Here is a 19096-nt window from a genome sequence, read left to right on the forward strand (position 1 = left end):
AAAAGGGTTGGCGGAGCTTACTCCAGCTGTCTTAACTGGTTGTAAGCCTGTGCCATGGTAGCGATGGTGAAGACGCCTGTGATCGCGGATGCGATCTGACCTAGAAGCGCGCCTGCTAGCTCAAAGCCGAAGAACGAAGGCAGTCCGAAGAAGCTTGTGAATACTCCGGTGCCGACAAGTACGGTGGCTCCGAGTACGAAAAGCTTGAACCGGTGTCCTTCTGTGAGGTTCCAGCTGCTTTCCAGGGCTTCGATAAAGTTCTCGTCTTCCACTGTAACGTAAACGTTCCAGTAGTAGAGAGCTGTCAGCAGGAAGAAACCTGGGATGATCAGTGCGATAAATCCTGCCGCTACGATCAATGCGAAGGCTAATCCGCCTGCGATCAGGTTTAGAGCTGCCATCAGCATGTTACGGGAGTAAAACTCCTCTCTGATGGTTTCTGTTTCCTCGCTTACAAATGTTCTAATCGATACGATTGTTAGAACCAGTGATGCGAGATAAGCTACGCCTGCTATAACTGCTGCTGCCTCTATAGGTACTGGAAGCGCTAAGGCAGTTCCGACTCCGATAGGGTCGTATAGGTTTGACTGTGCGAGTGTCTGACTTGCTGCGGTCGTAACAAGACCGAGGATGAAGTACAGACCTGCGAGCATCAAACCGTTTTTCTGGAATGTGCGTTCGAAACCATCGCTTAGGGCTTCGAAAATGTCTAGTTCCATGTTAGAATTTGCGTTAAGTAAAATAAAAAGAATGTAGGTGAAAGAGTGCTGGTCTGAGGCCAGACTGGTTTAGAAGAGGTCTCCTAGTCCTTCTTCTGCTCCGTCGTCTTCCTCTTCCTCTTCTTCCTCTTCTTCCTCAGCGTCGTCCTCATCTGCTGATTCGGAAGCGTCAGCTGCTCCGCCTGCTGCGGCGCCGCCAGCTGCTACTGCAGTTTCCATAGCTTCTTCGATGTCAACGTCTTCAAGTGCTGCTACAAGAGCCTTGATTTCTGTCTCATCTACTTCTAGGTCTGCTGCGTCTACGATTGCCTGAAGGTTGTCTTCGTTGACTTCCTTTCCGGCTTCGTGAAGAGTAAGTGCTGCGTATACAAGTTCCATTATTTTCTCACCTCGTCTATGGGAAACCAACAACGGCTTACCCTTAAAAAAGACGAACACATAGCTGAACTTAGATGGATCTAGAAAGGCTGCCCGATTCTATACGTTTGAAACTAGAAGCCGAAGACGAGCGACAGCTTTGGGAACGAGCAGAAAAGAAGGGTCTGAAAACATTAGCAGAGGAAAACGGTTTCAAACCGTACAATCTCTACAGCTGGCGAGCTGAAAAAACATTTTTACCTAAAAAAGTTGTTCAACTGATCTTAGAGAATCCTGAAATCGCAGAGATTAAAGGAGAAGGCCGAAGCCGGCCGACCAAAGATTTTCAGCCGGAAAACATAACCGATGAGCTTCTGACAAGGATATCTGAATCAGTCTCCGTAAACAAGGAGGGTGTCCCGATATATCAGAACACCGATAGAGGGTGTGCTAAACGTTTCATTCAGCTTTTGGACGAACTTGGAGCGGTTCCGTACTCGGTGTATGATAGAGATGTCTATGAGGTACGTTACCCGAAGTATCTTCACGAAATTTTCGAGAAAAAAGTTTTCGAACCGGTTTTCTGGGTAAAGGTTGATGAGTCCGGATCCGTTCAAAACGGCCGGCTAGAAGCCGAGGGCAAGACCATGGGTGTCAGTGAGTTCGACGGCAGGCTTTACTCTCGTGAAAAACGGTTACAGTTAGCGATTGAGAGAAAGGATAGTAAGGAAATAGAAGAGTTGATGGCGGCCGAAGCCGCCAGGATAAGAGAAGCCTTCGAGTGAACTATTCTTCGTCGGCTTCTTCCTCGGATTCGTCCTCTGACTCATCTTCTGAGTCGTCAGATTCCTCTTCGGATTCTTCTGCTTCAGACTCGTCATCTTCAGCTTCGTCAAGATCGACGTCTTCAAGGTCAAGCTGGCTTTCCAGTCCTCTTGAACTTGAGGCTGCGAGTGCCAGTGCTTCCTTGATTGTTTCCTTGACAGGTAGTCCTTCGCTGATCGCAAGGTTCTTTGCGTTCTGGACTGCCTTTGAGACGATTGTCGATGCTGTCCTGTCGTTGATAACTCCTGCGTTGACCGCAAGGTTGAACGAGCGGATTGCTGCGGCTTCGACGTCCTTTCTGTAAGCTTCCGTATCGATGTCCAAGTCTTCGCGTGTGAAAACCTGATCCTGTGCGAAAGCTAGCTTGAGATCAAGTCCGATCTCAAGAGGTTCGATTCCAAGCTGGTTCAGTAGGTCGGCATCTTCCCGGGTGATTTCCTCGCCCTGTTCGATGATGACTCCTGATTTGGTGACGTGGATTGAACCATCGTCTACCTGTACCTGGAGACCTGCCTGCTGTAGCTTTCCAAGCATAGGTCCTGGGCCGATCCCGGTATCGCCTTCGTCGACTTCGATGTCGGTAGGTGCGATCTCTCCTCCCTGTGCTGCTGCGCTTGTCTTGTTCTTCTTGATAAGGCTGAACAGCTGGAAAGGATCCTTTTCAGAGAAGATGAATGCCGGCTGAACTGCTTCGTTCAGATCAAGCTGGTCGACTCCATCTCTATCGGAGTTCTCCAGTGCGAGATCCATCAGAGTCTTTCTCGACATACGAACTGTCGCAAACTCCTTCATCTCCTTTTTGATATCCTGTAGCTGACGTGCTGGAAGAGAGTGCATGTCTAGAACTCCTACGACATCGAAGTTCTCGATGTTTTCCTGGAACTCTTCGACCTTTGCTTCTTTCTCTTCACGGCTCATCTGCTTTGGGGTTGGTTGTACCATTAGTACGAAACACCTCGTGTTTCTTGGCTAACAGAGAAGATCTTTGATTCGAAAATCTTCGCAGATTTTCTTGTAGAAAATCCGTTGGATTTTAGACTTCGCATTAGTTCTGGACCTCCACTGTTGGACCCATTGTGGTTTTGAGTAGAATGTTCTTCAGGTTGTTCTCTCCTTCAGGTAGCTGCTCTACAAGGAAGTTGTAAACTGTCTGTGCGTTCCTTGCTACGTTTGAAGCGTCCTGTTCCTCGTTTCCGATCTTTAACTGGATTAGAGGTTCTTCCTTCAGTCTTACACTGATTGTGGATCGAAGACCTTCGATCTTCTCGGTCGGGTTGCTTCCTGGAGGCATTGGATCCGGCATCATGTCCCGTGGTCCAAGTACCTGTCCTAGGTGCTGTCCGATGTCAGGCATCAGAGGTGCTTCTGCGATCAGGAAGTCGTATTCCTCTGCGATGTCCTTTGCTTCATCCGGGTTCTCGAACAGATCTTCAAGTTCGTTTTCTGTAATTGTCAGATCTGCTGCGTCTCCACCGTTGTTTACAAGCGTGTCTCCGATTACTGCGATCTTTACGTCCTCGTCTGCCTGGTATGGCAGCTTGAGTCCTTCGTTAACACGGTTGTTCGGGTTGGAAAGATCGATCTTCCCAAGGTTGATGATCATATCGATCGACTGGTTGAAGTTACGTGCTTTTGCTTCTGCTACTGCGTCTTCAACTGCTGTCTCAAAGTTCACTCGGTCTCACCTGAGAGCGTGTGATTGAGAAAATTTGTTTCATTTCCATCTTATATTCCCTCCTCGTCTTCTAGCTGCTGGTCGTACTTACCGTCAGCGATCTCTTGTTGGGCTTCGTATGCTTCTACGCCTTCAAGCGTGACTCCCATTGACTGAGCTGTTCCAAGGATTTCCTTACATGCTCCGCGGAGATCCATTGCCTGTAGATCACTTGCTTTCATCCGAGCTACCTTACATAGCTGCTCGAAACTCATGTCTGCGACCTTGTTCAGGTTAGGTTCTCCTGAGCCTTTCGGAATCCCTAGCTCGTCGATAAGTAGCTGTGCTGCTGGAGGCTTTCCTACTTCGATTTCGAATTCTCCGGTTTCCTCATCGACAATAACGTCGACAGGTACTTCCATTCCTTCGAAACTTGCTGTCTGTTCATTGATTTTATTTACAACGTCTCCGACGTTGGTTGGTAGTGGACCTAGTTCTGGTCCTAGCGGAGGTCCTGCGCTAGCACTTCCTCCTTCTATGAGTGTCGAAATTGTTTTTTTGTCTCCCATAGTAGTATAACTCGTTTAACTTGATTTCTTGCGAACCATATCGACGTCTACAGTTGTTGGAATAGGAACTGCGGCATCGAGTAGCTCGATTGTGATTTCGCGGTTTGTATCATCGACGCGTTTGACCTTTGCGTTCTCTCCTTTGAACGCTCCGCCGATGACTTCTACTTCATCTCCTTCCTCGATCTTGATGTCCTCCTGCTCTTCGCTGAGGTACTTTTCGATCTGATCGACTCCTACTTCGTTATCGATTATTCCACGCAGGTGTCTTAGATCGCTTGCTAGATCGCGGATAACCGATTCCTTGCCTTCTATGAAGATGTATCCTTTCAGCTCTTCCGGATGGAAGACGGCTTTGATATCAAGGTTCTGAGCCTTGACCTCTGATTTCATTTCGTTGATCGCCGTCTTTTCACGGCCTCGTGTGGTTCGTGCTGTTAGAATCATTGTTTGGTTTATCCCAGTAGGTACTGTGGAATCAGGTTCTGTAGCAGATAGAATACGAATCCGATAGCGCCGATTAAAATAATCCCTGCGCCAGTAATCTTCGCCGACATCTCGAACTCATCTCTGTCCGGTCTTTCGGCAATCTTTAGAACTCTCTTGTACTCGTTAAGCTTCGATTCTACTCTGCTCTTAATCTTCTTTGGTTTTAGCTCCATGAAGTATCACCTAATGTCAGCTAAGAGAGAATTACAGCATTAACGACTATGCTTTCCCTCCCACGTGCGTGGTGCTGACGGGGTTCAAATTAAAAACCGGTAGGAAATTTTTTATACCGTCCCCAGCATTCCGGTTCTAGACAAACTTCATCTCGCTGAATAGGTCAGCTGTCTTTTCCTTCCCAAGTATCAGGTAGATCGCCCAGCCCAGAGGTATCAGCCAGATCAAAACAAGGTAGATAATCTTCTGTTCGGAGGACAGATCCTCTCTTACAAGACTGTCAAATGTTGTATACAGCTTTCCAAGCAGTTCGGCAAGACTTACCAGTACTGCTGTAAGTATAACTGTTCCGAAAATACTTGTGACTGCGACATCAAGCATGAATCAACTTTCTCGCCGTAGCTTATAGTTTTTAGTTTGTTTGATCTTCTATGTTGAATTCGTGTGATCCGTCGACGTATGCGTCACTGGATCCTTGTGTTGCGAATCTGATTCTGTTGATTTCTCCTGTTATTCCGCTGAGTGTTCTGGTGTATGCGCCGTTATCTATGTTTATGCTCCAATCCGTGCCGTCGTAAGACAGTTCTATTTCGTGCGTACCGCTGCTATCAATCCCTGTATTATAACTGTTATCTCGTTTTCCTAGGTATCCTGGACTTGTGCTTTGAGCATCGAAAACATGTATATTGTTATCAGGCAGGTGGACAGCAAACATAGTGTTGCCGTTACTGTTTTCCGCTTCTAAAATACCGTGGTATCGATCATCCACGCCATCTGAAGGACTTAGGCTTGTTTGCTCGTAACTGAGCGTAAGATCTTGGCTGTAGCCGTCGTTATACTCGAAAACTGCCTGTTCGTCCGAACCGCTGCCTGTTGAGAAAAGTGACTCAATCCTCGGTTCGGTTATGGTTACGCCAGAATCGGAAGAAATCGAGTCTGCTGTGAAAAGACCTGTTACAGGGGTTGGAGCAGGAGAAAGACTGCGGCATTGGAATGTGGCGTCACTCCCGTCACCAGATACTATTCTCATTAGCTCTTGGCTGCTGAATCTTTCATCCACGGTTATACGGAAAGAGTTCTGAGGTGCTACTACTGTCTCGCTTGCGGTAAAGCTTTCGGTTGAGCCGTTCACCACTACTGATATCTGAGAGGTGTTTAGGCGGTCCTCGTCCTGTCCGTTCCTCATTGAAAACATTGTATGGGTTGTATTCGCCCAGCAGCTCATCATGGTGAGTTCGCCGGGGTTGAAATCCGGTACGGTGTCTTCCGGACTCTGGCTGTTGATTATGCCGAAGATCTGATCGGAGACAACGCCGACAGCTGCGACTGTCAAGCCCATCAAAAGTATTACTGCGATCGCCTGGTTTTGGCCTTTCATACAGTAGTTGTTGAGATGCTTGGATAAAAAGTATAGAGAAAAAAGAGGTGAGTTCCTAGATGAACTCGACGCCTAGTTCCTGTTCGATCTCTTCTTCGTACTCGTCTTTGTGAGTCTTTTCCTGACCGTAGATCTGAGGTGAGTTGACTCCTGTGACGATGATCATTGACTGAAGTGTCTCGTCCATGTCGTCTCTGATCTGTGCGCCCCAGATAACCTTTGCGTTATCGCTCAGTCTGTCCGAGACAGTGTTTACAACCTGCTGTGCTTCCTTCAGGGAAAGGCTTGTTCCTCCTGTAACGTTTACAAGAGCGCCTTTACCGCCGGAGATTTCTACGTCAAGCAGCGGGTTGGACAGTGCCTTGGAAACTGCTTCCTGCGCACGGGAATCGGTATCGCTTTGACCCATTCCGATCATCGCGATTCCTCCTTCGCCCATGACTGCGCGGATGTCCGCAAAGTCGAGGTTGACCAGTCCAGGCTTCGTAACGAGTTCGGTTACTCCTTTAACTGCGTTTACAAGGATCTCGTCCGCGATCTTGAACGCTGTGTTCAGCGAGACGTCTGGAACGATCTCGAGGAGCTTGTCGTTCGGAATTACAATTAGTGTGTCGACGACGTCTTCTAGTCTTTCAAGTCCGTATTCGGCGTTTTCCTGTCGGGACTGTCCTTCCATCTCGAAAGGCAGTGTTACGATTCCGACTGTCAATGCGCCTTCTTTCTTGGCTGTCTGTGCGATTACAGGTGCGGAACCTGTTCCGGTTCCTCCTCCAAGTCCGCAGGTGATGAAAACCATGTCTGCGCCTGAAACACTTTGTTTAACTTTTTGCTGGGATTCTTTCGCTGATTCCTCTCCGACCTTCGGGTCGGCTCCTGCGCCCAGTCCTCCGGTAAGCTCTTTCCCGATCAAGACTTTCTTATCGGCGTTGGCGTATAGAAGATCCTGTGCGTCGGTGTTCATCGCGATTGTCTCGCATCCTTCGATTCCGACCTCTACAAGTCTGGATATAGTATTGTTTCCTGCTCCGCCGCTTCCAATAACCTTTATTTCGGCTTTACGTTCCCGGATCAGCTCTTCTAGCTCATCGTCGATATCATGGTTTTTCTGTGCTTCTGGTACGTTCGAAGAACCTCGGTCCCTTGCCTGTTTAAGTTGATCTTCCATGTTTAGTTCACGCCTTTTGCGGACTTTACTACTGTCTTACCTCTTAACTCATAAAAACCTGTCTGCGCCGGCATCCGGTTCAACAGCTTCAAATAGAAAGGAAAAAGGAAATATGGAGATGTTTTCTAGACGAACTCTACGTCCAGACTGGTTGCTTCCTCAATCTCCTCACGAAGCATGTCCCTGACCTCTTCCGGTAGCTCGTGGTCGTGATCGCCGTGAGAATGCGTCGAAGGAATCTTTACGGTTCCGTCCTCGATATCGATGTCGCCGTGACCGATTCTGTAACCGTAGATGTGTTCGGCTATCTCTTTGTCGTCCTCAACCTTTTCCAGGACCTCAAGATCGTACTCAAGCTCTTTGCCAGCTAACGGATGGTTGAAATCGATTCTGACACGTCCGCTGCCCTTTGAGACAACCTTTCCACGTCTCTGACCGATCATCAACTCTTCGCCCGGTCTAACCTCGACTCCCTGCTTCTGGAACTCTTTTTCAGGGTATGTCGCTATATTGTCGCTTGAACGCTTTCCATAACCTTTTTCCGCGGGAACTGTTACTTCTTGTTTGTCTCCGACCTCCATGTCGTACAGTTTTTCCTCAAGGCCTTCGATAATGTATTCTCTTCCGATCAGAACAGGTACTGGCTTTAACTCGGCGTCTTCCCGGTCGATACTGTTTTCTTTCGCCACATCTTCGTCTGTGGTATCAAAGATTTCTCCTTCAGCTCTTCCTGTGTATCCTATTAGAACTAGTTCTCCTTCTTTCATACTCGATCATTCGAAGGTAAGATTAAAACCTCTACTCGAAGAACTCTTCCAGAATTTTGTCCTCAACTTCGATAGCTTTTGAGACTGCGCCGATCCTGTGATCGAGTAAAACTATTGAGGCTCCCAGAAAATTCACTGCTATATCCTCGAAGGAAAATGAGCGGTAAGGTATGGTGCTTTGGATTAATTCGATTCCAAGACCGAAAGCACCTGCGGCCAGAACTGCCTCTAAATGACCTCTACGAGTGTCATGGAAGTAGAGTAAAAATGCTGCGCTCAGCCCAAAGTAAGCAGTAAGGTGTAATAGCGAAAACGTGCCTGAAGGCGCCCCGGAACTGTTCAACGAAACGGTGCTGAAGTACGTGATTGTGGCTGCGACCGCCAGTAGAAACGCGGCGTTTATCTTGGTTCTCACATCTAGGTTTTCGAGGTCAGATTGAAAACTGTTAGAACCTTATACAGCGGTATGGACTGGATCGATCAGCTACCGGAAAGAGAGAGAAACTCACTTGAATCACTGCTAGACTCGGTAAACAAACACGATAACGTATACATGCAGGCTGAAAACGCCTCGGTCGGCCAGATATGGGTCGCGATGACTCTTTTGAACCAGAGAATGGAGAAACTGGAATCTCTCGTCAAAGCACAGAGAAAAGCGTTAAACGAGATGAACGTCGAAGTCGATGTCGACAAACATCTCAGCGAGAACCTGGAAAACAGCTTAAGAAACTACTGAACTACTCCAGGACGATAGCCGGTCGTCCTGGCTCGGCTCTACTTGCTTTCTCGTTTTCAGACTCTTTTTCGGTCTCAACTACAACTTCCAGATCGAATTCTGCCTTCCAACGTTTCTTGTTCAAGCTGAGGAACTCGGTTTCATCCTCTAGCTCGGTCTTCTGATTGTTGAACTTTCCAGGGTTCTCAATGGCTTTCATCACGTATTTTTTAACCGTCTCAGCCTTTGGTTTCAGCTCATCAGTCAGGACTTCTCCCATCGCCTCGCCAATGTTTTGGGTCTCGACTTCACTTACCTTCTCGAACACATCATACTTCCAGTCAGCTGCCTGAATAACACGGATCGTTGCCGGCTCATCGTCAATCATCTCCTGGATGTCTCTAACATCTGAGGAAATCCGCTCGAAGTATTCTTGGGTTGCCTCGGCTTTTCTATCAAGCAGCTCTTCTTCGACCTCCGGCCATGATTCTTCAAGCATGAAGTACTCTCCGTCAAGTTGCTCCCATAGCTCATCGGCGGTGTGAGGTGCGAACGGCGCGATAAGTTTCACAAGCGTGCGAACGCCGTGGCTGAAAATCGCTTTATCCGGATCGGACTGGCGGTAACGGTAGAGTTCAGTCATCAAACGGTCGGTCTCTCCGATCGAGAGGTTGAACTCGTGGTTCTCGGTGTGTTCCGTGACTTTTTCGATCGTTCTCTGGATCCGGCTGGAAACTATCCGGTCCTCGAGATCCGCATCATCCAGCGAAGGCTCTTCCGATACTATCAGTTCTTCGTTTTCCTCCACAAGTCGGAAGATTCTTTCTAGCATTTCGGCTGATGCTTTAACTCCATCTTTGCTCCAGTCCAGCTCCTTGTTCGGATGAGCGGCACGGAGAATGAAGGTCCGGGCGACATCGGCGCTGTGTTCTTCTATTAGCTCGCTTGGCCGCACAACGTTGTTTTTCGATTTCGACATCTTGATTGTCTCGACTTCGAGACTTGATCCGCATTCCGCACAGACATCTCCTTCTTCGACGTTTTCAGGGTAGATCCAGCCGTGGTTTGGACAGTTGTAGGCCGGATGGTTCACCATGCCTTGAGTTAAGAGTCTCTCGAAAGGCTCGTCGTTTTCAATCATTCCCTGATCTCTCAGGAACTTGTTGAAGAAACGAGCGTACAAGAGATGCATTACTGCGTGTTCGATCCCTCCGACGTACTGGTCGACGTTCATCCAGTAGTTGGCCTCGTCCTGGTCGAAAGGAGCCTCCTCTAGGTTCGGAGAGCAGAAACGGAGGAAGTACCACGAGGAGTTGATGAAAGTATCCATTGTATCGGTCTCACGTTCCGCAGGGCCTCCACACTCCGGACATTCTGTCTCAACGAAAGTATCTGATGTCTCAATAGGGTTACCCTGACCTGTAAACTCGACATCTTCCGGTAGCTCGACAGGCAGCTCTTCTTCCGGAACAGGAACTGTTCCACAGTCCTCACAGTGGACAATCGGGATCGGCGTCCCCCAGTAACGCTGTCGGGAGATCAGCCAGTCACGTAGCTTGTAGTTGACATCGGCTTCTCCTTTGTTCTGTAGTTCAAGTCTTTCAATTATCTCTTCGATCGCCTCGTCTTTTTCCATTCCATCGAGGAACTCGGAGTTAACGTGATCGCCATCGCCTTCATACGCTTGTTCCTGGAAGCTGTGATCTCCTTCCGGCTCGACAACCTTCCGGACCTCAATTCCGTGTTCCTGAGCAAATTCGAAGTCACGTTGATCGTGTGCCGGAACCGCCATGATCGCTCCGGTTCCGTAATCGGATAGAATGAACTCTGCGACATAGATCGGGATCTCTTCTCCCGTGAAAGGATTTTCCGCGTATCTTCCGGTGAAAACTCCGGACTTCGATTTTTCCTCTCGTTCTTCGGCATCCCGCATCTTTGCCTCTTCAATGTATTCAGCTACTTCTTCGTTTTCTCTTGCGACTTTTTCCGCGAAACTGTGTTCCGGTGCGATCGCCATGAAGGTCGCTCCAAATACAGTATCAGGTCTTGTGGTAAACACTTCCAGCTCGCCGCCATCGACGATATCGAACTCTATCTGCGCGCCTTTCGACTTACCTATCCAGTCGTTTTGCATTTTACGGACCTTCTGCGGCCATTCATCTAGTTTATCGAGATCTTTGAGTAGCTCATCGGCGTACTCGGTCATCCCGAGCTTCCACTGGTTCATATCCTTGTTCTCGACTTCGTTGTCGCATCTCCAGCAAAGCCCGTTTTCCACCTGCTCGTCGGCCAGAACGGTTTCACATGAAGGACACCAGTTTACCTCAGCATCGTCCTGGTAGGCCAAATCCTCTTCCAGCATCTTCAGGAAGATCCATTGATCCCATTTGTAGTAATCCGGTTTACAGGTCGTGACTTCCCGATCCCAGTCCAATGTATAACCTAGCCGTTTGAACTCGTCTCGCATCTCATCGATACATTCCATAGTCCATTTTTCCGGGCTAGTATCCCGATCGATCGCAGCGTTCTCCGCCGGCATACCGAATGCGTCCCAGCCCATAGGATGCATCACGTTAAAGCCTTGCATCGACTTGAATCGGGCGAAAGCATCGCCCAGCGAGAACGCACGGCCGTGACCCATGTGCATTTTCCCGGAAGGATACGGAAACATGTCCAGGACGTAGTATTTTTCCTTATCTTCGTCTTTCTCTGCGTGATGGAGTTCTTCTTTCTCCCATCTTTCCTGCCATTTTAGCTCGATATCGTTTAGTCTTGAGGAAAAGTCCTGGCTCATGGAACCGAGTTTTTCATCAAAGTTATTTCAAACTGACTGCGTTCCCAGCGGTGTTGTCTAAATCCGGCTTGGAGCAGTAACAGTCTCTGAGATTTTCCAGAGGGTTAACGTAGTAATTTAAATTCGGCTCGCCAAAATTCTTTGATACAATGACCAGGCTGGTATGCGTAGCGAGTGGGAAGGGAGGAACAGGGAAAACCACAGTCACATCAAATCTAGGAGCCGCACTAACACAGTTTGGAACAGATACTATAGTATTAGACGCTAATCTTACTAACCCGAACTTAGGCTTCCACTTAGGCATTCCTCTCTACCCGAAAACGCTTCACGACGTCTTGAAAGGAGACGCACATATCACCGAAGCAATGTACATCCACAACTCGGGTCTGAGAGTTGTACCGGCCGGACTATCGATCGATGATCTTATCGACACTTCTCCGGACAACTTAAGCGATGTACTCTTGGATGCGGTCGGCGAACCGGATTTCGTGCTGGTTGACTCGGCGGCAGGACTAGGAAACGAATCCATCAGCGCAATCGAGGCAAGCGACGAAGTTCTAATTGTCACAAATCCTAATCTTCCGGCTGTAACTGACGCACTGAAAACAGTCAACATTGCCGAAGAAGCAGGTACAGACGTACTTGGAGTCGTACTGAACCGTAAAACGAACCATGATTCGGAGCTAGAATCCAGCGAGGTCGAGTCAATGATCGGCCATCCGGTTATAATGGATGTTCCGGAGCATGAGAAAGTTCAGGAAGCGTTAGCTGTTAAGAAGCCGGTTGTACACCACGCTCCTGATCACCATGTATCTGAGCGTTTCAAAGGAGTGGCCGCGGAGGTCGCTGGAATCGATTACGAGCCTGATCTAAGTAAGAAAGGTTTCCTCTCAAAGCTACTCGGCAATCTCAGATAATGGCGTCTCTAAATCAGCTTCAAACCGTTGCGTTAGTAGTTATAGGATCAGCTTTACTGCTTTCTGTCTGGACCTGGGCATCTGAAACTGTCGGAGAGCAAAAACAGGTCTCAACTGAAAACAAACAGACTGCGATAACCTGTAGCAGCCTGGAGATAAACCAGGTCGATACCTTACATAACGAGACACATACAACCGTTTTCTTCAGCACCAACACTGACGTAGATGCTCTCAGAGTGCGGTTTTACGGTAACGGCACCCGGGAAGTCAACGTCACCGATGTATCCCAGCAGTCGCTGAACGAGGTCTCTGTGGCATTGCCGGAGGCTGAAGCCGAGATCTATGCGCCGAGCTGCCGGCAACCGTAGTCGGGTTTTTTATTCAGGCCAGTGGAATCTGTTACTGAAATGACACGCGTCATATCGGTTGTATCCGGAAAAGGAGGAGTAGGCAAGACAACGTTAACATCGAACCTAGGTGTATCTCTGGCTAAACAGGGCCACGACGTCTTACTAATCGATGGAAACTTCACTGGCGCGAACATGGCCCAGCACTTCGGACTTGGATTCCAAGACGTCTCGTTAAACGACGTTCTCAGCGGCGAAGCATACATAACACAGGCTGTGGCCAAACACCCGGCAGGAGTATCGATTCTGCCGGCATCAATACTTGAATTCTCCGCGAACGGAGAGTCGTTAAAACATACTTTAGTCGAATTCTTAGGCGATAAGGACTTTGTGCTTATCGATGCCGGAGCCGGTACAAACGATGAGGTCGAACACGCAATCGAGGCAAGCGATGAGGTGTTGCTCGTATCCGAACCTGAGCTACCTTCGCTTACAAACTGTCTTGGCGCAAAGAAACTGGCCGAGCAGCTCGAAAGAGACGTACTAGGTCTTGTACTTAACTCGGTGCGGAAGGAAAAATCCGAGGTAGATAAAGCCGACATCAAGAACCTGATAGAAACCGATATCATCGGCAGAGTTCCGGACCACAGGCACGTAAGAGAGGGAATCGCTCTGCGCGAACCCGTTGTGTCTTACAAGCCTAAATCAGAGGTTTCAAACGCTATCAAAGACGTTTCCCACAGGATTCAGGGCAACGAACCTCCGAAAAGAACGTTGAAAGACAAGCTGGCCTCGAAGATCGAAGGAGTCTCCCCCTTCTAGAGGTCCAACAGAGTTAAATCCCGGCTTCACCACTAACTGTTTATGACAGACCTGAAGCCGTACGAATACTACCTCTGGAGTCCTAAACGAGAAGAGTACGAAGCAAACGAAATACCTGACGATATTAACTGTATTTTCTGTAGCCAGGCAGAAGACGATGAACGCATAAGCAAACTGGAGATATACGAAGACGACTTTCTGATGGTCGAGTTAAACATCTTCCCTTACAACACCGGCCACCTCATGGTTGTGCCGAAAAGACATCTCAACTCTCTTACGGAGCTTGAAGACGAGGAACGCGACCGACTTTTCTCGATGGTGGCGAAGGTCGAAGAGCTACAGAGAGAGGTTGTCGATCCAGCAGGCATCGATGTAGGATTAAACATTGGAGAGGCAGCAGGAGAGTCCATCCAGCACCTTCACGTCCAGCTAGTTCCGATCTACGGACACGACAGAGGATTCATGGAGACTTCGCTAGATACAAAGGTCATGAAAAAGTCCTTGCCGGACATGCAAGAAGAGTACAAAGACAACGTAGAGATCCTGGAAGGATACTGGGAATGACCTCTTTCTTCCATGCCTACGATCTCAGAGGAACCTATCCTGATCAGATAGACGAAGAAGTCGCTGAAAAAGTCGGGAAAGCCTACGGAACCTACGTAGATGGAAAAGTCTTAGTCGGCAGGGACGGTCGCACGCATGGAGAAAAGATCACAGAAGCATTTATCGAGGGAGTAAAATCGACTGGAACTGATGTAGTGAATGCTGGAGCAGTTCCCTCTCCTGTAATATACTATGGGTCCGTTGAACTTGATGTAGCCTCGTCTGCGGTTGTAACGGCCTCTCACAACCCTTCAGAGTACACTGGTTTCAAGTTCACGAAGGAAAACGCTTTAGCGATGAGCAGAGAAGGCGGAATGAAACAGATTCAGGAGATATACGAGTCAGAAAGCTTCGATAAAGGAGATGGCTCGGAGAAAACCGTCGATCTTGAAAAAGATTATATTGAGTTCGTTGCCGAGAAAACCAAACTGGAAACTGATCTAGAAGTCGCTGTAAACTACGGTAACGGCATAACAGCCGGTATTGGAGGTAAGATGCTTGAGGCAATTGGCTGTAAAGTAACTGAGGTCAACTCCGAGATAGACGGGGACTTTCCGAACCATCTGCCGGCACCAGGGGAAAAGGAGGCTCAAAAACAGCTCAAAGAAGCGATGAGCGACGAGGAACTCGGTATAATATTTGATGGAGACGGAGACCGAGCAGGTTTCATCTACGAAGGTGATTACATAACAGAAGATGAGGTCTTGGCACTTTTCTCGGAAAACATACTTGAAAAAGGAAAAGGCAAGGTGGTACATGATCTCAGAGCCTCCAAGCTCGTTAAAGAACGTATAACGGAGTCAGGAGGAGAGCCTCTTGAGACACGTGTTGGCCATACCTTTATCTCCGAGGAAATCCATGAAGACCCGGAAATTGTTTTCGCAGGCGAGTTATCGGGTCATTACTACTTCCCGGCGCTCGATGCGCCATGGGACGACGGTCTTTTAGCCGCAGCCCTGATGTGTCGTATGGTATCGGAAGATGAACTTGAGAAACTCGGTGCGTACCCGGATTACCCGGTGTCTCCAGAGTTACGTATTGACTGTCCGGAGAGATCCAAGCAGAAAGTTGTATCCTCGATCACAGAGAGTTATACTGGTTATGAGACTTCAACGGTCGACGGTGTTAAGATATACTTCGAGTCCGGCTGGGCGCTTGTCCGGCCGTCCAACACCGAGCCAAAGATGTCGGTTCGCTGTGAAGCCGATACCGAACAAGACTTAGAGAACATACTTTCCGAAGTAAGAGAGAACGTGGAGGAAAGTATCGAAGAGTTCAGCTGATCTCTCCGATGAAAGAGCCGGCCGAGATAACATCGCCCATTCCCACAAGTCTTTCCGGGTCTTCATGGATCAGGGTCGGTATGGCGAAAACGTTGAACTCTTCAAGCTCTGCTATTCCTGTGGATACGAAACCGTCTAAATCCAGGCTGTCAGCGAAGCTCTCTATACTGTCCAGTTTATGGAGATGTAGGTCATCGAACCCGAGGTCCTCGAATCCGCTGTATGAAAGCCCTCCGGAGTCAGCCATTGAGATAGCACACAGCTCTCCGAAAAGCATTCCGTCCAGAACTTTCTCCGGTTCAACCTCGTAATCAGAGTCGGTTACAGTCAAGTGGTAGCTGTAGGTGTGTATGGCTACACGTGAGAGATCGAAACGCTGAATCAGCTTTTTACCTGCCTCGAAACTGTCTTCAAAGGATAGCTCATTGATTTCTAATCCTAAATGTTTGGAGATTTCCTTTAACTCGTTTTCATCGACGCCGATGCTGTCTACATGTTCTAAAATGTGTTCGATCACCAGCTTGTCGGTTTTCTCCCGGTGAACGAACTCTAGGTGGATTGGTTCGCTGATCTTCGAGAGCTGCTGAGCTGACTTTTTCAGTTTGGCTTCGATATTGCCGTCGGCATCGTGGAAACCTGAGACGATAGCTCTCTCGAAACCGTTTTCCAGCTGTTCCATGTTGTCTTCGACCCCTTTCCTGAAGTAAGGTCCGAAACCTCTCAGCTTCTGTGAGAAAATCGTGCGAGAAGTCTTTTCCCCGCCAAACTCTACAATTACATTCTCCTTCGTCCTATCTGTCGTCGAGGCATCTCTAATATTTTTCAGCACGAAATCTCCGTCCATAACCGGGTAAAGGACCTTCTCGTTAAGCCTCTGGGCAAGAGTCTCTGAGAGCAGAGGTGTGTAGAAAATCACTCCGTGGCCGTGTTCCGAGAGAAAGTTCGATACTATGCCTGCCTGGCCGCCTATACGAACATCTCCTTTCTCAAGGCCGGGATTGAAATCCAGATCGACTTCTTCGTTAACTCGTTTTTCAGCACTGTAACGTATCTGCTCGCGGAACTCCTCGATGGTCTCAACGCGGTCGTGATGCCTTGCTTCTACGGACTCAACGTCAAAGCTTTCTCCCTCAACTATACGATCAAGGTTCGCGTTAAAACCGACCAAAACATCTCTCGGCTCCCGGCGTCTTTCCTGCGCCTCCCGGTATTTTTCAAGCCAAAGCTGTTTCACAGTCCTTCACACAGCTCCATTACTGCCGAATAACTGTCCTCGGATTTTACAACACCTGAAGCGACTAAAACTCCTTTACATCCTAGCTCCATGCTCTTTTCAACGTCCTGACTGGTTTTCACACCGGCCCCGGTCAGTAAATCAACTTTTGATCGTTCCACGGCTTCCTCTATTAATTCTGGTTTTGCTTCAGAGACGGAGACGTCTCCGCCGATCAGCTCTGGTGGCTCGAAAGCAACGTAGTCAGGATCGAACTCGCTGAACTTCTCGCATTCTTCAGGGGACTGCGCACACACTATACTGGTTAAACCAGCTTCATTTGCTTTCTCAATAGTTTTTCTAATCTTTTCTGGTTTAAGTCTTCGCTCTGAGTGGTTTATAAGCGTCCCGCTTGCTCCGGCAGCTTTCAAAGCCTTTGCCAGACTGTGTCCTGTATGGCTACCGGGGTTTACAGGATCTAGGTGCTGTCCAAATACCTCTATTTCTTTATCTTTCGCTCTCAGTAGATCAGGGCTTTGTGGTGCGATTATAACGTTTTCTCCGGATTCTTTGCGGGCTTTACTACATTTTTCCGCTAGACTGTCGGCTTTCTCTCCGGTGCTTTCGCTGTATGTCTTGAAGTTGACTACTATCATAGGTTGATTTACCGTTTCGTGGTTAAGAAGTATCTCCAATATCGGAGTCTATGAATGATTTTAGAACATGTACTGTCATGCCGGCGCTCCAAGCCTGTTCCGGGCAGCCAAGCAGATCTCCTGACTCTGCGTCCACAACTTCGGGTAATGCGCCGGGCTGATCTCTATCTAAGAACTGTGAGAATCTTTCCAGGTAGTTTAAGGCCTGGCGTTCGTTCCCGTACCTTGCGTTTGCCGCAGCAGCCCAGCAAGTTGTCAGACCCCAGACCGAGCCGGTATGGTATCCTCCGGACTCGTAACCAGGATCGGCCATGCTTCTAGTCCGGGCGCCGTACTTCGATGTGAATTCGCCGTTAAGTCTTGAAAGATATTTTCCTGCTCGTTCAGCGTCTATATGACCGAACATCAACGGAACTGCGAAGTTAACAGCCTGCGGAGAGCCGTCTTCAAGACTGTCCTTTACCATTTTTTCATCTAAGAACTTTTCTAGACCTTTTTCCAGATCCTTGGCTCTGCTATCGTCTCTCAAACGAGCGGCTTCAAGCCATAAAGACTGTATGTCGACGGCAGGAGATCTTTTAAGCGTATCCATCCAGGTACCTTCCTCATCATGTACTACAATTCCGTTTTCCAGTTTAAGCATCTCCATCGCAGCATTACAACGGTTTTCAATTAGCTCCGATGCTTCATCGGCTTCCCGGAGTTTCTCGGCAGCTATAACAAATAGGGGGTAAGTATCCTCTCTTGGAAACTCTTCGCTGCCGCTATCCAGAGATATTTTCCCAGGGAGGTTTTTTTCAGCAAAGTTCTCGAGTATCTGTCTTGAAAGATCGTATCTGCCGGCATCAATCAAGCCCAGAACTGTCCAAAACGTATCTCTAGCCCAGTAACTCTGGAACCAGGGGTGTCCTGCGATTATACCTTTTCCATTTCTTTCGTATATCAGATTTTCTATACTGCGTACGCTTTCCTGGTACAAGTCTTTCATAGGCCCGTTATAGTTAATACCAGTCTTTTCTAAGCTTCCATGGCTTTCGCCGCCTGTTTTTATCTCGAAGCTGAAGCTTTCCGTTTCTCTTGGCTCTACTTCTGTGTTTTTTACGAACTCTCCGGGAACAAAACATCGCTGACTTTCCCCGGGATAGTGGTCTTTGATATAGGCTTTGCCTTCGAGTTTTCCGCCTGTTAGAACGAGTTTACGTCCGTTTTTTGAAACTTCGACGTTTTCTTCATTTTTTAAACTGTATTCGTCTGATCCGATGTCTTTTGATTTCTCTCGGATGTCTATGCCTGCCTCTAAGCTGGTTCGAACTGCTTTGGGGTCGTCTGTCATGTTTTCAACTTTAATCTGGCATCGAAAGCCTACGGCATCGTCTAAGAATTCTATTCTCTCAGTTATCTTCAGGCTGCTGGTTCTGTAACGGTAAATCAGGTTCTGGCCGTAACCGGTCTCGATCAGGTTTTCTGAGTTCAGCCAGCTGCCGTTAACTTTCAACGCGTAGTAATCTAGGTACTTGTACGGTGGAACCCAGAAACCGCTCCATTTAGTCTTGAAGCCTGTATCAAGGCTTCTGTGGATAAAACAGTCGAGATCCGAGATCGTTCCTGAGAGATTCTCGAGACCCGATCCTGGATCAAAGAACTTCATG

The 19096-nt window shown here is 48.2% G+C and carries 23 protein-coding genes; 7 read left to right on the forward strand and 16 right to left on the reverse strand.

Annotated features, from left to right (window positions below):
- Nucleotides 1-17: 17 nt before the first annotated feature.
- Both SVXnc_RS00535 and rpl12p read right to left on the reverse strand, forming a co-directional pair.
- Nucleotides 18-719, reverse strand: a complete 702-nt coding sequence (locus SVXnc_RS00535; protein ID WP_347722011.1) for a DUF7847 domain-containing protein — start codon at nucleotides 717-719, stop codon at nucleotides 18-20.
- A 69-nt stretch (nucleotides 720-788) separates the two neighbouring features.
- On the reverse strand, nucleotides 789-1097 hold the full coding sequence (rpl12p, locus tag SVXnc_RS00540; protein ID WP_347722012.1) for a 50S ribosomal protein P1: 309 nt from the start codon (nucleotides 1095-1097) through the stop codon (nucleotides 789-791).
- A 74-nt stretch (nucleotides 1098-1171) separates the two neighbouring features.
- On the opposite strand from rpl12p, the gene SVXnc_RS00545 reads away from it, so the two are divergent.
- Nucleotides 1172-1861: a hypothetical protein gene (locus tag SVXnc_RS00545; RefSeq protein WP_347722013.1), complete on the forward strand. Its 690-nt coding sequence runs from the start codon at nucleotides 1172-1174 to the stop codon at nucleotides 1859-1861.
- 1 nt (nucleotide 1862) lies between these two features.
- Here the strand turns inward: SVXnc_RS00545 and rplJ are convergent, their stop codons facing one another.
- The 10 genes from rplJ to SVXnc_RS00595 all read right to left on the reverse strand — a co-directional run bounded on the left by rplJ (nucleotide 1863) and on the right by SVXnc_RS00595 (nucleotide 8512).
- Nucleotides 1863-2843, reverse strand: coding sequence for a 50S ribosomal protein L10 (gene rplJ, locus SVXnc_RS00550; protein ID WP_347722014.1), 981 nt, complete (start codon nucleotides 2841-2843; stop codon nucleotides 1863-1865).
- Nucleotides 2844-2946: 103 nt separating this feature from the next.
- On the reverse strand, nucleotides 2947-3576 hold the full coding sequence (locus SVXnc_RS00555) for a 50S ribosomal protein L1 (protein ID WP_347722015.1): 630 nt from the start codon (nucleotides 3574-3576) through the stop codon (nucleotides 2947-2949).
- Nucleotides 3577-3626: 50 nt separating this feature from the next.
- Complete coding sequence (locus tag SVXnc_RS00560; protein ID WP_347722016.1) at nucleotides 3627-4124, reverse strand: 50S ribosomal protein L11; 498 nt, start codon at nucleotides 4122-4124, stop codon at nucleotides 3627-3629.
- Nucleotides 4125-4139: 15 nt separating this feature from the next.
- Nucleotides 4140-4571: a transcription elongation factor Spt5 gene (locus SVXnc_RS00565; protein WP_347722017.1), complete on the reverse strand. Its 432-nt coding sequence runs from the start codon at nucleotides 4569-4571 to the stop codon at nucleotides 4140-4142.
- Between the two features lie 8 nt (nucleotides 4572-4579).
- On the reverse strand, nucleotides 4580-4786 hold the full coding sequence (locus SVXnc_RS00570) for a protein translocase SEC61 complex subunit gamma (RefSeq protein ID WP_347722018.1): 207 nt from the start codon (nucleotides 4784-4786) through the stop codon (nucleotides 4580-4582).
- A gap of 136 nt (nucleotides 4787-4922) precedes the next feature.
- Nucleotides 4923-5168 carry a hypothetical protein gene (locus tag SVXnc_RS00575; protein ID WP_347722019.1) on the reverse strand — a complete coding sequence of 82 codons (246 nt, stop codon included), beginning with the start codon at nucleotides 5166-5168 and terminating at the stop codon, nucleotides 4923-4925.
- A 31-nt stretch (nucleotides 5169-5199) separates the two neighbouring features.
- Nucleotides 5200-6165: a hypothetical protein gene (locus SVXnc_RS00580; RefSeq protein WP_347722020.1), complete on the reverse strand. Its 966-nt coding sequence runs from the start codon at nucleotides 6163-6165 to the stop codon at nucleotides 5200-5202.
- Between the two features lie 55 nt (nucleotides 6166-6220).
- Nucleotides 6221-7330, reverse strand: a complete 1110-nt coding sequence (gene ftsZ, locus SVXnc_RS00585) for a cell division protein FtsZ (protein ID WP_347722021.1) — start codon at nucleotides 7328-7330, stop codon at nucleotides 6221-6223.
- A gap of 125 nt (nucleotides 7331-7455) precedes the next feature.
- Nucleotides 7456-8097 (reverse strand): FKBP-type peptidyl-prolyl cis-trans isomerase, encoded by a 642-nt coding sequence (locus SVXnc_RS00590; protein ID WP_347722022.1) that lies wholly within the window; start codon nucleotides 8095-8097, stop codon nucleotides 7456-7458.
- A gap of 31 nt (nucleotides 8098-8128) precedes the next feature.
- Nucleotides 8129-8512, reverse strand: a complete 384-nt coding sequence (locus SVXnc_RS00595) for a VanZ family protein (protein WP_347722023.1) — start codon at nucleotides 8510-8512, stop codon at nucleotides 8129-8131.
- A 51-nt stretch (nucleotides 8513-8563) separates the two neighbouring features.
- Here SVXnc_RS00595 and SVXnc_RS00600 point away from each other — a divergent pair, with 51 nt between their 5' ends.
- Nucleotides 8564-8833: a hypothetical protein gene (locus tag SVXnc_RS00600; protein WP_347722024.1), complete on the forward strand. Its 270-nt coding sequence runs from the start codon at nucleotides 8564-8566 to the stop codon at nucleotides 8831-8833.
- A 1-nt stretch (nucleotide 8834) separates the two neighbouring features.
- Here SVXnc_RS00600 and leuS read toward each other — a convergent pair whose 3' ends face one another.
- Entirely contained in the window at nucleotides 8835-11606 is a 2772-nt protein-coding gene (gene leuS / locus SVXnc_RS00605; protein ID WP_347722025.1) for a leucine--tRNA ligase, read from the reverse strand.
- Between the two features lie 149 nt (nucleotides 11607-11755).
- On the opposite strand from leuS, the gene minD (SVXnc_RS00610) reads away from it, so the two are divergent.
- The 5 genes from minD (SVXnc_RS00610) to SVXnc_RS00630 are packed head-to-tail and all read left to right on the forward strand — an operon-like array spanning nucleotide 11756 to nucleotide 15578.
- Nucleotides 11756-12523, forward strand: a complete 768-nt coding sequence (gene minD, locus SVXnc_RS00610) for a cell division ATPase MinD (protein WP_347722026.1) — start codon at nucleotides 11756-11758, stop codon at nucleotides 12521-12523.
- Nucleotides 12523-12891 carry a hypothetical protein gene (locus SVXnc_RS00615; RefSeq protein ID WP_347722027.1) on the forward strand — a complete coding sequence of 123 codons (369 nt, stop codon included), beginning with the start codon at nucleotides 12523-12525 and terminating at the stop codon, nucleotides 12889-12891. Before minD (SVXnc_RS00610) ends, SVXnc_RS00615 begins: the two co-directional genes overlap by 1 nt.
- A 39-nt stretch (nucleotides 12892-12930) precedes the next feature.
- Nucleotides 12931-13692: a cell division ATPase MinD gene (gene minD / locus SVXnc_RS00620; protein ID WP_347722028.1), complete on the forward strand. Its 762-nt coding sequence runs from the start codon at nucleotides 12931-12933 to the stop codon at nucleotides 13690-13692.
- Nucleotides 13693-13734: 42 nt separating this feature from the next.
- Nucleotides 13735-14256, forward strand: coding sequence for an HIT family protein (locus SVXnc_RS00625; protein ID WP_347722029.1), 522 nt, complete (start codon nucleotides 13735-13737; stop codon nucleotides 14254-14256).
- Complete coding sequence (locus SVXnc_RS00630) at nucleotides 14253-15578, forward strand: phosphomannomutase/phosphoglucomutase (protein WP_347722030.1); 1326 nt, start codon at nucleotides 14253-14255, stop codon at nucleotides 15576-15578. Before SVXnc_RS00625 ends, SVXnc_RS00630 begins: the two co-directional genes overlap by 4 nt.
- Here SVXnc_RS00630 and SVXnc_RS00635 read toward each other — a convergent pair.
- Genes SVXnc_RS00635 through SVXnc_RS00645 form a run of 3 tightly spaced genes read right to left on the reverse strand, consistent with a single transcriptional unit; the run spans nucleotide 15571 to nucleotide 19095 of the window.
- Nucleotides 15571-16812: an ADP-dependent glucokinase/phosphofructokinase gene (locus tag SVXnc_RS00635; RefSeq protein WP_347722031.1), complete on the reverse strand. Its 1242-nt coding sequence runs from the start codon at nucleotides 16810-16812 to the stop codon at nucleotides 15571-15573. The two genes, SVXnc_RS00630 and SVXnc_RS00635, sit on opposite strands and share 8 nt — an antisense overlap.
- Complete coding sequence (gene tpiA / locus SVXnc_RS00640; RefSeq protein WP_347722032.1) at nucleotides 16809-17447, reverse strand: triose-phosphate isomerase; 639 nt, start codon at nucleotides 17445-17447, stop codon at nucleotides 16809-16811. Before tpiA ends, SVXnc_RS00635 begins: the two co-directional genes overlap by 4 nt.
- 22 nt (nucleotides 17448-17469) lie before the next feature.
- On the reverse strand, nucleotides 17470-19095 hold the full coding sequence (locus SVXnc_RS00645) for an amylo-alpha-1,6-glucosidase (RefSeq protein WP_347722033.1): 1626 nt from the start codon (nucleotides 19093-19095) through the stop codon (nucleotides 17470-17472).
- Between the last annotated feature and the right edge of the window lies 1 nt (nucleotide 19096).

This window comes from Candidatus Nanohalococcus occultus, assembly GCF_029207735.1.
Taxonomy (GTDB): domain Archaea; phylum Nanohalarchaeota; class Nanosalinia; order Nanosalinales; family Nanosalinaceae; genus Nanohalococcus; species Nanohalococcus occultus.